Origin of the sequence: Segeticoccus rhizosphaerae (genome assembly GCF_005222685.1) — a bacterium.
Taxonomy (GTDB): domain Bacteria; phylum Actinomycetota; class Actinomycetes; order Actinomycetales; family Dermatophilaceae; genus Segeticoccus; species Segeticoccus rhizosphaerae.
Genome location: NZ_SWMA01000001.1, coordinates 161,296 through 175,501 on the forward strand (window position 1 = coordinate 161,296; position 14,206 = coordinate 175,501).

At 69.0% G+C, this 14,206-nt stretch carries 15 protein-coding genes; 9 read left to right on the forward strand and 6 right to left on the reverse strand.

Features of this window, described 5'->3' with window-relative positions:
• Window positions 1–13 precede the first annotated feature (13 nt).
• The 5 genes from FCN22_RS00705 to FCN22_RS00725 are packed head-to-tail and all read left to right on the forward strand — an operon-like array spanning window position 14 to window position 4,889.
• Window positions 14–1,015: a sugar ABC transporter substrate-binding protein gene (locus FCN22_RS00705; RefSeq protein ID WP_137119608.1), complete on the forward strand. Its 1,002-nt coding sequence runs from the start codon at window positions 14–16 to the stop codon at window positions 1,013–1,015.
• 6 nt (window positions 1,016–1,021) lie between these two features.
• Window positions 1,022–2,059: an ABC transporter permease gene (locus FCN22_RS00710; RefSeq protein WP_137119609.1), complete on the forward strand. Its 1,038-nt coding sequence runs from the start codon at window positions 1,022–1,024 to the stop codon at window positions 2,057–2,059.
• Entirely contained in the window at window positions 2,056–2,979 is a 924-nt protein-coding gene (locus FCN22_RS00715; protein ID WP_137119610.1) for an ATP-binding cassette domain-containing protein, read from the forward strand. The genes FCN22_RS00710 and FCN22_RS00715 overlap by 4 nt, the downstream gene beginning before the upstream one ends.
• A complete protein-coding gene (locus FCN22_RS00720) occupies window positions 2,980–4,008 on the forward strand; it encodes a Gfo/Idh/MocA family protein (protein WP_137119611.1) in 1,029 nt (342 codons plus the stop codon).
• Window positions 4,005–4,889 (forward strand): sugar phosphate isomerase/epimerase family protein, encoded by an 885-nt coding sequence (locus FCN22_RS00725; protein WP_137119612.1) that lies wholly within the window; start codon window positions 4,005–4,007, stop codon window positions 4,887–4,889. Before FCN22_RS00720 ends, FCN22_RS00725 begins: the two co-directional genes overlap by 4 nt.
• A 65-nt stretch (window positions 4,890–4,954) precedes the next feature.
• Here the strand turns inward: FCN22_RS00725 and FCN22_RS00730 are convergent, their stop codons facing one another.
• The 4 genes from FCN22_RS00730 to FCN22_RS00745 all read right to left on the reverse strand — a co-directional run bounded on the left by FCN22_RS00730 (window position 4,955) and on the right by FCN22_RS00745 (window position 9,098).
• Complete coding sequence (locus FCN22_RS00730; RefSeq protein WP_137119613.1) at window positions 4,955–5,731, reverse strand: SDR family oxidoreductase; 777 nt, start codon at window positions 5,729–5,731, stop codon at window positions 4,955–4,957.
• Window positions 5,732–5,849: 118 nt separating this feature from the next.
• Complete coding sequence (locus FCN22_RS00735; protein ID WP_202911326.1) at window positions 5,850–6,890, reverse strand: Gfo/Idh/MocA family protein; 1,041 nt, start codon at window positions 6,888–6,890, stop codon at window positions 5,850–5,852.
• On the reverse strand, window positions 6,887–7,882 hold the full coding sequence (locus tag FCN22_RS00740; RefSeq protein WP_137119614.1) for a sugar phosphate isomerase/epimerase family protein: 996 nt from the start codon (window positions 7,880–7,882) through the stop codon (window positions 6,887–6,889). The genes FCN22_RS00735 and FCN22_RS00740 overlap by 4 nt, the downstream gene beginning before the upstream one ends.
• A 34-nt stretch (window positions 7,883–7,916) precedes the next feature.
• Window positions 7,917–9,098, reverse strand: a complete 1,182-nt coding sequence (locus FCN22_RS00745; protein ID WP_137119615.1) for a Gfo/Idh/MocA family protein — start codon at window positions 9,096–9,098, stop codon at window positions 7,917–7,919.
• 131 nt (window positions 9,099–9,229) lie between these two features.
• Between FCN22_RS00745 and FCN22_RS00750 the strand changes: the two genes are divergently transcribed.
• The gene (locus FCN22_RS00750) at window positions 9,230–10,240 is read left to right on the forward strand and encodes a LacI family DNA-binding transcriptional regulator (RefSeq protein ID WP_137119616.1); all 1,011 of its coding nucleotides are present in this window, start codon (window positions 9,230–9,232) and stop codon (window positions 10,238–10,240) included.
• 17 nt (window positions 10,241–10,257) lie between these two features.
• Here FCN22_RS00750 and FCN22_RS00755 read toward each other — a convergent pair whose 3' ends face one another.
• Entirely contained in the window at window positions 10,258–11,439 is a 1,182-nt protein-coding gene (locus FCN22_RS00755) for a phytanoyl-CoA dioxygenase family protein (RefSeq protein WP_137119617.1), read from the reverse strand.
• 146 nt (window positions 11,440–11,585) lie between these two features.
• Between FCN22_RS00755 and FCN22_RS00760 the strand changes: the two genes are divergently transcribed.
• Window positions 11,586–12,722, forward strand: a complete 1,137-nt coding sequence (locus FCN22_RS00760; RefSeq protein WP_137119618.1) for a LacI family DNA-binding transcriptional regulator — start codon at window positions 11,586–11,588, stop codon at window positions 12,720–12,722.
• Here the strand turns inward: FCN22_RS00760 and FCN22_RS00765 are convergent.
• A complete protein-coding gene (locus FCN22_RS00765; protein ID WP_137119619.1) occupies window positions 12,616–13,485 on the reverse strand; it encodes a M23 family metallopeptidase in 870 nt (289 codons plus the stop codon). The genes FCN22_RS00760 and FCN22_RS00765 overlap by 107 nt on opposite strands.
• Window positions 13,486–13,600: 115 nt before the next feature.
• Here FCN22_RS00765 and FCN22_RS00770 point away from each other — a divergent pair, with 115 nt between their 5' ends.
• Entirely contained in the window at window positions 13,601–13,795 is a 195-nt protein-coding gene (locus FCN22_RS00770) for a helix-turn-helix transcriptional regulator (protein ID WP_137119620.1), read from the forward strand.
• Entirely contained in the window at window positions 13,782–14,186 is a 405-nt protein-coding gene (locus FCN22_RS21515) for a hypothetical protein (RefSeq protein ID WP_162308090.1), read from the forward strand. Before FCN22_RS00770 ends, FCN22_RS21515 begins: the two co-directional genes overlap by 14 nt.
• Window positions 14,187–14,206: the final 20 nt, after the last annotated feature.

Sequence of the window (14,206 nt, forward strand, 5' to 3'; positions counted from 1 at the left end):
AAGGCAGGACACCATGATCCGCTCCAACCGCGCGGCTGCGGCCGCACTGGGCGTCACGGTTGCGCTCAGCCTGGCTGCGTGCAGCTCTTCCGGAGGCAAGCCACAGGCCACCGGAGACACCGGAGCTGCCGCTGGCAAGGCGAACACCCCACGGATGACCATCGCGATGATCACCCACCAGCAGCCCGGCGACACCTTCTGGGACATCATCCGCAAGGGTGGAGAAGCCGCCGCCCAGAAGGACAACGTCGACCTGCAGTACTCCAACAGCAACGACGCGTCCAAGCAGGCTCAGCTGATCCAGGCGGCAATCGACAAGAAGGTCGACGGGATCGCGGTCACCGACCCGAATACCGGCGCCATCGGGCCCACGATCAAGAAGGCCGTCAACGCCGGCATCCCCGTCACCATGTTCAACGCCGGTGGGGACGATGCGTTCAGCCTCGGTGCGCTGGGCTACTTCGGCCAGAACGAGAAGGTCTCCGGCCGTGCGGCCGGAGAACGGCTGAAGAAGGAGGGCGCCAAGAACGTGCTCTGTGTGATCCAGGATCAGGGGCAGCAGCAGCTCGAGGATCGCTGCGACGGCGTCATCGCGGGACTGGCCGGCTCTGGCAAGGTCAAGCGGGTCTACGTCAACGGGGCGGACAACAGCGCGGTGACGAGCACCCTGAACGCTCGGCTGACCCAAGACAAGTCCATCGACACGGTCATGACGCTCGGGGCCCCGATCGCGCTCGACGCGGTCAAGGCGCTGAGCCAAGGCAGCAGCAAGGCCAAGGTGGCCACGTTCGACACCAACAAGGAACTCGTCGGTGCGATCCAGAGCGGCGACGTTCAGTGGGCGGTCGACCAGCAGCCCTACCTGCAGGGGTACTTGGCCGTCGACGCCCTGTGGCTGTACAACACCAACGGCAACACCATCGGCGGTGGGCAGGCGGTGCTGACTGGTCCCTCGTTCATCGACAAGAGCAACATCGCCAAGGTCGCCAAGTACGCCGAGAAGGGTACCCGGTGAGTGGTCATGGCCGTCGTCGCACCGCCATCCACTGACGACCGGGTCACGCACCGGTCCGTCACGGCGACCCTGCTGTCGCGTCCGGAGATCGGCGCCTTGCTCGGGGTCATCATCATCGCCGTCATCTTCCTCGCGGCTGCACCGGCCTTCCGGAGCGTCGACAACATCGGGACGATCCTCTACGGCAGCTCGACCATCGGCCTGATGGCTGTGCCGGTTGCACTGCTCATGATCGGTGGCGAGTTCGACCTCTCCGCGGGCGTCGCCGTCACGACGTCTGGTCTCGCGGCGGCGCTGTTGAGCTGGAACTTCGGGCTCAACGTGTGGCTCGGGGTCTTCCTCGCACTGCTGATCTCGCTCGCCATCGGTGCCTTCAACGGCTGGCTGCTGCACGCGACCGGGTTGCCCAGCTTCCTGGTCACCCTGGGCACGTTCTTCGTGCTCCAAGGCGTCAACCTGGCCGTCACCAGGCTTGTCACCGGTGGCGTCTCGTCCAACACGATCAGCGACATGCAGGGATGGAACAGCGCCAAGGCGGTGTTCGCCTCCAGCCTGAAGATCGGCCCGGTGGACCTGAGCATCACCGTCTTGTACTGGGTGCTGTTCACCATCGTCGGTGGCTACCTGTTGCTGCGGACCCGCGCAGGCAACTGGATCTTCGCGGCTGGCGGCGATGCCGCTGCCGCGCGCGCCGTCGGCGTCCCGGTCACCCGCACGAAGGTCCTCCTGTTCATGGGCGTCGGATTCGGGGCCTGGCTGACTGGGATGCACATGCTGTTCAACTACAACAACGTGCAGTCGGGAGCGGGCATCGGCAACGAGTTCATCTACATCATCGCCGCCGTCATCGGCGGCTGCCTGCTCTCCGGAGGCTACGGCTCCGTGGTCGGTGCCTCGCTCGGTGCGCTGATCTTCGGCATGACCCAACTCGGCATCTCGTATGCCGGGTGGAACCCCGACTGGTTCAAGACGTTCCTGGGCGCGATGTTGTTGTTCGCCTGCGTCGCCAACGTCTATGTCAAGAAGAAGGCTGATCAACGATGAGCACTCTCACGGAGAACCGGCAGGAGCCCTCCTCCTCTGACGACGGCACGCCGATCCTCGAAATGGAGGACGTCGGCAAGAGCTACGGCAACGTCCGGGCCCTGCGCGACATCAACATGCGCGTGCGTCAGGGGGAGGTGACGTGCGTCCTCGGCGACAACGGGGCGGGCAAGTCCACCCTGATCAAGATCGTCTCGGGTCTGCACGACTACACCGACGGCGTGATGAAGGTCAACGGGATCGCGCGCCGCTTCGGCTCGCCCCGGGTCGCGCAGAACACCGGCATCGCCACGGTCTACCAGGACCTCGCCCTGGCGCCGTTGATGTCGGTGTGGCGCAACTTCTTCCTCGGCAACGAGATCCGCAAGGGCATCAGCCTGGACATCGGGCAGATGAAGCGGATCTGCAACGAGGAGCTGACCAAGATGGGGATCGAGATCCCCGACCTGGACCGGCCGGTCGCCGGACTCTCCGGCGGGCAGCGCCAGTGCGTGGCGATCGCCCGTGCCATCTACTTCGGCGCCCGCGTCATCATCCTCGACGAGCCGACCGCTGCACTGGGAGTCAAGCAGTCGGGAGTGGTGCTGAAGTACATCGTCAAGGCCCGAGACGCCGGTCTGGGGGTCATCTTCATCACCCACAACCCACACCACGCCTATCTCGTGGGCAACCACTTCATCATCCTCAAGCTGGGCCGTGTCGCGCTCGACGCCCCTCGGGACGAGCTCAGTCTCGACCAGCTCACCGCTGAGATGGCCGGTGGCCAGGAGCTGGCGGAGCTCAGTCACGAGCTGCGCGGCGCTGATCCGGGCAGGATCGTCACGCCGAGCAAGGTGGGTCACGGCAAGGTGCGCGCACCCGATGCCGAGGAGCAGGCCTCCGATGAGCCAGCTGATGTCAATCCTGCGAAGGAGAGCTAGATGGCGGTGCAAGCCCTGCGCGTCGGGGTGGTCGGCGTCGGGATGATGGGCGCCGACCATGCCGAACGGATCGAGCGCCGGATCGCCGGTGCCAGCCTTGTGGCGGTGTCGGATCCGGACGAGGATCGGGCGGCCGACCTGGCCGGGCGGTTCGATGGTGTGCGGGCGATCGCCGACCCGCTGGCGCTGGTCGCCGACGACCAGGTCGACGCGGTGATCATCGCGTCCCCGGGGTTCGTCCACGAGGAGCAGGTGCTCGCCTGCCTCGACCACGGCAAGCCGGTCCTGTGCGAGAAGCCATTGACCATGGACTCGGACTCGTCTCTGCGCCTGGTCGAGGCAGAGGCCAGGGGCGGGCGACCCCTGGTGCAGGTGGGGTTCATGCGCAGGTTCGACCCGGAATACGTGCAGCTGAAGCGGGCCGTCGACTCCGGCGCGATCGGACGGCTGCTGCTCGTGCACAACACTCACCGCAACAAGGACGTGCCCCAGGGCTTCCGCTCGGAGATGATCGTGCGGGACTCGATGGTGCACGAGGTGGATGTCGCCCGGTTTCTCTTCGATGAGGAGATCGCCGAGATCACTGTCCTCTCACCGACGCCCACGGGTGCGCAGCCCGAGGGCGTCGTCGACCCGCAGGTGGCGCTCTTCACCATGGCGGGTGGAGCGATCGTCACCTCCGAGCTGTTCGTCAAGAACCAGGTCGGCTACGAGGTGCGCTGCGAGGCGGTGGGCGAGCGCGGCTCGGTCATCGCCGGTGCCAACTGGAGTGGCCTCTACAGCACAGGCAACGGTGAAGGCGGGGGCAGCTGGGGCGGCAGCATTCCGGCCGACTTCCGGGTCCGCTTCGAGCGCGCCTACGACCTCGAGGTCCAGGCCTGGGTGGACGCCTCACGTCGGGGCGAGGTCGTGGGCCCGACGTCCTGGGACGGCTACGCCGCGACCGTGGTCTGCACCGCCGGAATGGAGTCGCTCGCCAAGGGCCAGCCCGTGACCGTGGAGCTGCCGCAACGGCCGGTGGCCCCGTGAAGCTCGCCCTCGACCCCTACATGCTGCGCGACGTCCCCCTGCTCGAGCTGCCGGGCGTCGTCGCCGGCCTCGGCTACGAGTGGATCGAGCTGTCCCCCCGCGAGGACTTCACCCCTTTCTACAACCACCCGCGGGTGGATGACGGCACGGTGGAGAAGTTCCGGACGGCGCTGCGGGCAGCGGGAGTCGGCATCTCCTCGGTGCTGCCGCTCTACCGGTGGAGCGGCCCCGACGAGGACGATCGCCAGGCAGCAGTGCGCTACTGGAAGCGCGCGATCCAGATCACCAGCGACCTCGGGGTCGACACGATGAACAGCGAGTTCAACGGCAGCAACCAGGACGTGGTGCGCTGCGAGGGGCAGTTCTGGCGGTCGATGGAGGAGCTGCTGCCGGTCTTCGAGCAGGAGGGAATCCGGCTGGCGCTGGAGCCGCACCCCTATGACTGGGAGGAGGACGGCATACGGGCCGTGGACCTGGTCCGGGGCATCAACAGCCCCCTCGTGTCCTTCCTGTACTGCGCCCCGCACACCTTCCACCAGGGCGACGACTGCGCAGGCATCATGGAGCGTGCCGGAGACCTGTTGACCATGGTGCACGTCGCCGACAGCTTCTCGCACACCGCGAGCTCCGGGCAGCGCTACATCGTCAACCCTCCGGGGGCCAAGGTCACCGTGCACCAGCACCTCGACATCGGCCAGGGCGAGGTCGACTTCAACGAGTTCTTCTCCACCTTGGAGAAGGTCGGCTTCGACGGGGTGATGAGCTCGAGCGTGTTCGCCTGGGAGGACCGGGCCAGGGAGTCGAGTGTCTTCATGCGCGAGACCATGACCGACTATCTCTCGCGCTGGTCGACGCCACCCACCTTCGAGTCCCCTGGCTGACCACTCGGCACCGAGCCCTTGGAGGGTGGTGGGTCCCTGACGCGACAGCCCACCGACCAAGCGTGTCAGTCGTGGCAGCCGGCGACGTTCTGGTCCCAGTCGATCACCGATCCGGTCACGACCCCGCTTCGCGCGGAGAGCAGGAAGACCACGAAGTCGGCGATCTCGTCGACCTGACCGAGTTTGCCCATCGGGAGCGAGTTGTTCGCCCGTTCGACCCAGTCGTCCCCGGCGCCGTGGAACTGACGTTGGGTCGCGTCCTCACCCTCGGTCTCGGTCCACCCGATGTCCAGGCCGTTGATGCGGATCCGGTCCCACCGGTGCGCGTGGGCCACGTTGCGGGTCAGCCCCGCCAGCCCGGCCTTGGCAGCGACGTAGGGCGCGAGGTACGGCTGGCCACCCAGCTCCGAGGACGAGATGACGTTGACGATGGTGCCCGGCGCGCCGCGGCGCACCATGTCGGCCACGGCAGCCTGCATGGTGAAGAACGGGCCGCGCAGGTTGACCGCCACGTGCTGGTCGAACAGCTCGGGCGTGGTGTCCAGCAACGTCCCCCGCGAGGTCAGGCCGGCGGAGTTGACCAGACAGTCGGTGCGTCCGAAGCGCTCGATCACCTGCTGCACCATGGCGCGGGCACTCGCAGGGTCACCCACGTCGCCCTGCACGTATGCCGCCTCGGCGCCGGCGGCTTGGAGCTCACCGACGAGCGCCTCGCCGGGCTCCACGCGGCGGCCGCTCACGACGACGATGGCACCCTCGCGCGCAGCCGCGCGAGCCACCCCGGCACCTACGCCGGTTGTGCCGCCCACGACGAGCACGACCTTCTCGTCCAGCAGTCCCATCTCGGTTCCTCTCTCCTGCTCGGTCTCGTGCCTCGTGCGACCAGCGCCGTGGTGAATGTTCGTGACGTCTCGGTCGGTGTGGGCGACGGTATTGCCACGGAGGTCCGCCCGGAGGGTGTCACACCGGGGTCGGTCGACGTGGGGGCAGGCCGGCCGCGGCGTAGGCCGCATCGACGAGCTCCATGGACCGCACCGAAAACTCGGCGTCGGTGATGACCGGTGTCCCTGTGCGCACCGCGGCCGCGAAGGCCTCGAGCTGGTAGGTGTAGCTGGATCGCCGGCCCAGGTGCTCGACGCGCTCACCGTCGGCAGCGCGCAGGACGAGCGAGTCGTCGAGGTGCGGGCGCGGGAAGTCGGGGACGTGGATCTCCCCGGTGCTTCCGGTGACGGTCAGGTGGAAGTCCCACTCGCTCGCTGCCATGTCGCTGCCGGCGACACCCGTCACCCCGGAAGGGAACTCGAGGTCCGCAAAGAGACACTCGTCCACCCCGTCCAGGCCGGGCCGTTCCCGGGCTCGACCCGACAGGACACGAGGTGACCCACCGGCATACCTCTGCCCGAGCAGGTGCAGGCAGGACAGGCTGTAGCAGCCGAGGTCCATGGTGGATCCGCCGGCCAGGTCGAGCCGCCAGCGCGGGTCGGCCTTGTCGGGGGCGGGCATCCGCAATACCGCCTCGAGGTGGCGCAGCTCGCCGACGGCGCCAGCGTCGATCAGCTCGCAGACCCGCTCGAAGAGCGGGTGGTAGGGGTAGTGGAAGGCCTCCATGAAGACCGTGCCCGCTCGCTGCGCGGCGGTCCGCACGAGCCGCGCCTCGGCCGCGTTGGCGGCGGAGGGCTTCTCGCTGAGCACGTGCTTGCCGGCGTCCAGGGAGCGCTGGTTCCACGGCCCGTGCAACCCGTTTGCCAGCGGGTTGTAGACCGCCTCGACCTCGGGGTCAGCGAGCACGTCCGCGTAGCAGGCGTGGACGCGCTCCACCCCGTGCCGGTCGGCAAACTCCTTCGCCCGGCTCTCGTCACGTGCGGCGACGGCATACAACCGGTGCCCGGTGGCAGCCGCCGGCTTGACGATGGACAACTCGGCGATCCGGGCGGCACCGAGGATCCCGATCCGCAGCGATTCCGCCGGTGCTGGCCGACCACCCGAGGAGCCGTCGGTCACAGGGCGGTCTCGGCGTCGAGCAGCGTCCTCGCGGCCGTGCGCAGGCCCTCCATCTGGTCGAGCTCCTGGTCCTCGTGCTCGATGTTGACGGCCATGTCAGGATCCACCTCTTTCAGCGCACGCAGGAACTCGGTCCAGTATGCCGTGTCGTGGCCGCGTCCCACGGCGACAAAGTCCCACGACGACTGCTCCGGCCAGCGACTCAGCGAGTAGCGGCCGCCGAGAGGGAGGTAGGCGGGATCGTCCGGTGCGACCCGGGTGAACCGGTCGTCGAGGACCCCGTTGACCTTCGCTGCCTCGTTGATGCGGGTGTCCTTGGCGGCCGCGTTGACGACGAGCTCGCCGAGAGAGCGCACGGCGAGGACCGGGTCGATGCCCTGCCAGAACAGGTGGCTCGGGTCCATCTCGGCGCCGATGTGGGTGGCGTCGACTTCGGTGACCAGCCGCTCGAGGGTGCCGGGGTTGTAGACCAGGTTGTGCGGGTGCATCTCGATCGCCACCTTGACGTCGGCGTCGGCCGCGCGGGCCTGGACCTGCTTCCACCAGGGAATCGCGACCTCGTTCCACTGGTAGTCACGCGCATCGAGCGAGGAGCTCTCCCACGGCAATACCGTCCAGCTGGGCAAGGAGGCGTGCGCATCCACACCCGGCAGGCCGGACATCGTGACGACACGCTTCACGCCGAGCAGCGCGGCGAGCTCGATCGAGTCGAGCACGTCCTGGCTGTGCTTGGAACGCACCTCCGGGTCAGCATGCAGCGGGTTGCCGTTGCAGTTCAGAGCGGTGAGGGTGATGCCCGCATCGGCGAAGGTGCCGAGGTAGTCCTGCCGTGCCTCCTCGCTGGCCCGAAGCTCCCCGACGGGCAGGTGCGGCGTCCCGATGAAGCCGCCGGAGTTGATCTCGGCGCTCGTGAGGGCGAGCTCGCGCAGCGTGGCGAGCGCCTCGGGCAACGGCAGGTGGTGCAGGCAGGCGGTGTAGGCGCCGAGGTGCATGGCGAAGTTCCTTTCGACGAAGTGAGGATGCTGGTCAGGCCGGGACGTCGACGGCGGCGCCGCCGGTGACGGCGGAGCGCCGCACCGCGTCGATGACGGTCAGGTCTCGAACGCCGTCGGCGAAGGGCGCACAGCGCGGCAAACCGTCGATGCCGGCGACCTGCTCGAGCAGTGCCCGAGCCTGGTAGCCGAACAGGTCACCGACCCCGTAGGACACGCCCGGGAAGTCCATCGGCAGGCCGCCGCGTACGTAGGGGTGAGCCGGCCCCACGAGCACGGTCCGTGGCCCGTCGAAGCCGTCGTCCGCGAGGTCACTGAGGACCGAGAACTCCGCGGGCCGGTCCATGTCCCAGCTCAGCGAGCCCCTCGACGCCATCAGGTCGAATGCGAGTGAGTTCGCGTGTCCTGGGGCGATGCGGGAGATCGAGAAGGTGCCGACCGCTCCGGACGCGAAGGTGGCGGTGAAGGTGGCGACGTCATCATTCTCCACTGGTTCCAGCACGTCGCTGAGCTCGGCGCGGGCATGGCCGTAGGTCGTGCCGACCGGAACGGCTCGTTCGGTGACGCGCGTGGCGAGAGCAGCGCCGCCGACAGTGGCGATCGGGCCGCAGATGAACTCGGCGGTGTCGATCAGGTGGCTCCCGATGTCGGCGAGCGCACCAGTGCCCGCCCCTCCCTTGTAGCGCCACGTCATCGGAGCCCGGGGGTCGAGGGCATAGTCGCACCAGTAGCGTCCGTTGAAGTGCGATGCCTCGCCCAGTCGCTGGGTGAGTAGGTCTCGCGCCGCGGCCACGGCCGGCTGGCGGCGGTAGACGAAGCCGGTGGCGGCCACCTGGTCACGGTGCTTCTCCGCGGCGTCGACCATCGCCCGTGCGTCGTCCAGGGTCGCAGCAAGCGGCTTCTCGCAGAGCACGTGCTTGCCGGCATCGAGCAGGGACTCGGCGATCTCCCGGTGCAGGTGGTTGGCGACGACGACGCTGACCACGTCGACATCGTCGGCCTCGAGCAGCTCCCGCCAGTCGGTGCCGGATCGCTCGAAGCCATAGCGCATCGCTGCGTCGCGGGCGACGGCCTCGTTGGCATCGATGACCGCTGCGTAGTGAATGGGTGGTAACCGAGGATCGAACAGCGTGGGTGCTGTTCGGTATCCGGCGCAGTGCGCGCGGCCGGCCATGCCGGCTCCGATGACCGCGACACCGATGCGTTGCTGCGTCATGTCCATGCTCTCCTCGTGTCACCCGCGCACGTGATCTGGTATAAAGCGCTTTAAGAAAGCGTGGACCGTGTCCGTCCGGGTGTCAAGGCTTTGTCCGGACATAGGTGCCGGAGCAGGAGAGGAGGGCGTGTATGCCGCGTGCTCGCCTGGCCGACGTGGCCACCCGGGCGGGGGTGTCGACCGCGACGGCGTCGCTGGTCCTGCGCGACCGTCCGGGACCGAGTGCCGGCGCCCGCGAGGCGGTGCGGCTCGCGGCGGAGACACTCGGATACCGCCCCGACCGCACTGCCAGTGTGCTGGCCAGTCACCGCAGCCGGCTGGTCGGCGTGCTGCTCGACGTGAGCAGCACGTTCCACGCCGAGCTCGTCGACCAGTTGGACGCGGAGGCCACGCGGCACGGCTACGACCTCGTCCTGTCGACCGTGACCTCGGCTCGTGGAGAGCGCCGAGCCGTGGAGACGCTGGTGGACTTCCGTTGCGAGGGCCTGGCTCTGCTGGGCCCCACGATGCCCGAGAGCCAGCTGAGGGCGCTGGCCAGACTCTGCCCGGTGGCGGCGGTGGGCCGGCCGGCAGGAGACGGCTTCGACGGTGTGCTGGCGGCGGACCGCCCGGGCATGGCAGCGGCGGTGGACCACCTGGTCGGGCTCGGGCACGAGGCGATCGCCTACGTCGACGGACCGCGTGGGCCGATCGCCACTGCGCGACGGCGCGGTTACCGGGAGGCCATGCGCAGACACGGGCTGGGGGCCGCCGTCGACGTGCGGGCCGGTGGTGACCACGAAGCCTCCGGGATGGGCGCCGGGCAGGACCTGCTCGGGAAGCCTCGGACTCGTCGCCCGAGCGCGGTGGTGACCTTCAACGACCGGTGTGCCGTGGGTGTGTTGAATGCTGCGCTCCGCCATGGTGTGGACGTGCCCGGCGACCTGTCCCTGGTGGGATACGACGACAGCCCGCTGGCGCGTCTGGCGACGGTGGATCTCACCTCGGTCAGCCAGGACCCGGCGGCGCTGGCCACGGCCACCATGGACGCGTTGGCTGCTCGGCTAGACGGGGCGGCGGCCGGATCCCGGAGCGCGGCGGGTGAGACCGTCGTCGTCGCTCCGGCGCTCATCGTGCGCGGATCCACTGCTTGTCCAGCATGATTCGAGCCGACGCGGCGTCAGTTGCTGCGCGTCCGCCAAGCCTGCTGAGCGAGTTGACCACCGAGCTCCTCCGGTGAGGCGGAGGCGTCCAGCGCGTCCAGGACGGTCTGCGCCTGGGTGCGGGGCGACATACCATCGACCGGCTGGTCTCGATCGAGGTTGGTAGGGAAGGCGTAGCCCTCGGCGCTGGCAGCCACCGCGTTGGCGAGGTCGCGGCGGCTGGCACCGATTGCCTTGCGGGCCAACAAGGCCGGATAGACGGACAACACTACGCGCGTGCGGTCGACGGTCTCCATGGCGCGTCCGAAGGCCGACGAGACCTGCAGCAGGTTGGCCATCCGGTGCACGCCGGCCGAGTGGTTCGACCCGGCGGCGTGGAACAGCGCAGGATTGAAGAACACCGCGTCGCCCTTGGTGAGTGGGAGCTGCACATGGTGCTGGACGAAGTAGTCCTGGAACTCCGGAAGCCAGTAGGCCAGGTAGCCGTGCGAGTACTTCTGCGAATGCGGCAGGTAGAGCGTGGGTCCCGTCTCGACCGGCATGTCGCAGTGTGCGACGGCGCCCTGGAGGGTCAGCACCGGCGACAGGGCGTGGACGTGCGCGGGGTAGGCGGCTGACACCTCGGGCGACTGGAACCCCAGATGGTAGTCGCGGTGGACCGTCTGTCCCGCGCCGCCCGGGTTGACGACGTTGACCTGCGAGGTGACCTGGTATGCCGGGCCGAGCCAGGCGGAGGCAGCGAGAGCGAGCAGGTCGTTGGCGTAGTAGTCGACGAACGACTCGGGATCGGCGACCGCCAGCTTCTCCAGTGCGTTCCAGACCCGGTCGTTCGCCCCCGGCTTGGCGAAGTGGTCGCCGGCCCGGACACCCGAGGCGTTCTGATCGGTGATGAGCTGCTGGAAGGCCGAGGTGGTGCGGTCCACCACCTCCGGAGCGAAGGCGCCCTCGAACACCACAATGCCGGGTCCGTCGGACAGCGCTCGCGCGACCTCGCCCTCGACTTCCGTGCGACGGGCCGGATCGGTGATCACACCGCGCAAGCGGTCAGACGCGTAGACGACGACCCCTTGATCGACGCGCGAGGCATGGGGGTAGTCGGACAGTTCGGTCGGCTCGGCGAGCACCGCGAGCAGGTCCTCGAGGTGGCAGTCTTCGGCGCGGAGCCGACCGGCGATGGCGGCGGGTGAGGGGGTGGTCACGGGTCCTCCTGACGAGATGCTGCGGATGCACACGGGGATCTGCTCCCAGCATGCAGCGAGAACCACGTCGGGAGACCGCCGAAATGACCTCAAAAAACCCTCATGACGAGCGGAGCCGGTGTTGTCTCAGACCCTACGATCAGGGGATGGCCAGAGGTCGCCGTGGCCCCCATGGGCCGCACCGCGTCGCGGACATCGCACAACAAGCCGGTGTCAGCGCCGCCACCGTCGACCGCGTGCTGCACGGGCGGGCCGGCGTGAGCGCTCGGGCGGTGTCCCAGGTCGAGCAGGCGCTGTTGGAACTGGACCGGCAGCAGACCCAGTTGCGGTTGGCCGGTCGCACCCTCCTGCTGGACCTGGTGATGCTGGCGCCGAGCCGCTTCAGCGCTGCGGTGCGGAAGGCTCTCGAGCAGGAGCTGCCGGGTCTACGGCCGGCCACGGTACGTGCGCGCTTCCACCTGCGCGAGAGGGGGGCCGCGGCTGATCTGGTCGACATCCTCGACCGTCTGAGCACGCGTGGCCCGGACTGCCAGGGACTCCTCCTCAAGGCGCCGGACGACCCCGGCGTGGTCGAGGCCGTGAATCGCCTGGTCGAGCGCCGCATCCCGGTGGTGACCTTGGTGACCGACCTGCAGGCGAGCAGGCGGACGGCATACGTGGGGCTCGACAACGCCGCCGCGGGTGACACCGCGGCATACCTGCTTCAGCAGTGGCTCGGCCGACGGCGCGGCGCCGTGCTGGTGACGTTGTCCCGCTCCACCTTCTTCGGCGAGCAGGAGCGGCTCGCCGGATTCGAGGCCACGCTGGCCCGGGTGGACCCGACGCGTGAGGTCATCGTGCTCTCCGACGCGGACGGGCTGGACGAGGGGATGACCGGTCTGGTCCGAGAGCTGTTGCGCGAGCGACGCGACCTGGCCGCGGTCTACTCGATCGGCGGCGGAAACCTCGGCATCCGGGGCGAGCTGGACCGTGCCGGCGTCCACCCGCACGCCTATCTGGCACACGACCTCGACGAGGACAACGCCTGGCTGCTGCGAGCCGGCGGGCTCTCCGCGGTGTTGCACCACGACCTGCGGAGCGACCTGCGGCTGGCCTGCGAGCAGGTGCTGCGCTTCCACCACCTCCTGCCCGGGGCGCCGACCTCCTGGCCGGCCCCCGTGCAGGTGGTGACGCCGTTCAACGTGCCGTCGCGACTGGGCGGGTCCGCGGAGGGGCGGCAGGCTCCGCCTGCGGCACGGGCTCCCGGGCAGCCGGCATCCCGGTCGTCCCGTCGGGGCGGATGAAGGTCATCGGCAAACCGGCCGCGAACCACGGCCACGGATGGTCCTGCAGCTGGACATGCACGTGCGGTTCGGTCGAGTTGCCGGTGTTGCCGACCTCCGCTATCTGCTGGCCGGCCAGGACGCGGTCACCTCTGCGCACCCGCGCACTGTGCCGACGCAGGTGCGCGACGACCGCATAGGTGTCCGGGGCGATGCGGATGACGACGCGGTTGCCCAGGACGAAGCGGGAGCCTCCGAGCTCGCGGATCGCGCCGAGCAGCATGAACACCGCCAGCCCGACCGGGCCGAACCAGGCCCGGGCGTCGGGTTGCCAGTCGGAGACGGCGACCACCTCACCGTCGGCGACTGCGACCACCGGCTCGCCGAACCCGCTGAACGTCTCCGGCCTCGGGTGCCAGGATCGCCAACGCCGTTCGCTGGGCGAGCGCCCTGCGTCTGCGCCGGAGGTGGGCACGTGCACGAGGTCGACGGCGTGGCTCTGCCCGTAGGCGACGACCCCGTGGCTGGGGACATGGTCGGCCGGGCTGTGGAGCGCGAGCCAGTGCCCCCGGACGGGAGTCAGCACGGGGTGTGCCCTGCCGCGGCGCGGCACCAGACGCGCATACAGCGCGAACCCCGCGAGCACGGTGCCGACGCCCAGCCAGACCGGCGGGTGCCAGCCGAGCGTGACGACGTGGCCGAGGCGAGGCGAGAGGGTGAGCACGGCGCCGGCCAGCAACAGCGGCAGTCGCAGTCGGGCGCAGGCGGTGGCCAGGATGTTCATGGGACCTCCCTCGAGACGGGATCGGGCGTGGCCGCCCGAGCTGCACAGTGTCAAGTGTGCTTAATACAGTCAAGGGTGCTTGACATTTGTCCTTGGTGTCAAGCACCCTTCACACATGCAGAACCGGGTGCGGGAGCTGAGGCAGAGCCTCGGTCTGTCCCAGGCGGCCCTGGGCGAGCACCTGGACGTGTCGCGCCAGACCGTCATCGCGATCGAGACCGGGCGCTACGACCCGTCGCTCAAGCTCGCTCTGCGCATCGCGCGGCAGTTCGACCTGACGGTGGAGGAGATCTTCGATGACCAACAGTGAACAGCGTCGTCGCGGCTACCGGGGCGTGATGGCGGTGTGCCTGGTGGGCGGGCTCGCCTACCTGGCCGTGGGGGTCGTCACCGGCCAGGTGTGGTTCGGCGTCTTCGGACTGGCCATCATGCTCACGTATGCCGGGTGGCTGACCTGGCGACGCGGCCGCACCGAGGAGGAGACCATCCTCGCCGGCGAGGGCGTCGACGAGCGACAGCAGGCGATCAACGCCCGGGCGACCGTGGCGATGGGCAACCTCATGCTGCTGGCCGTGCTCGCCGGCTTCTTCGTCTCGCTGTTCCTCCAGTGGGACAGCGGGGTCTGGGTGTTCGGCGGCCTCGCGGCGTTCGGCGGGGTGTCCTACGCTGCCGCCCTCGCCTTCTACCTGCGCCGCTCCTGACCTGCCCTCATCCAGCCCAG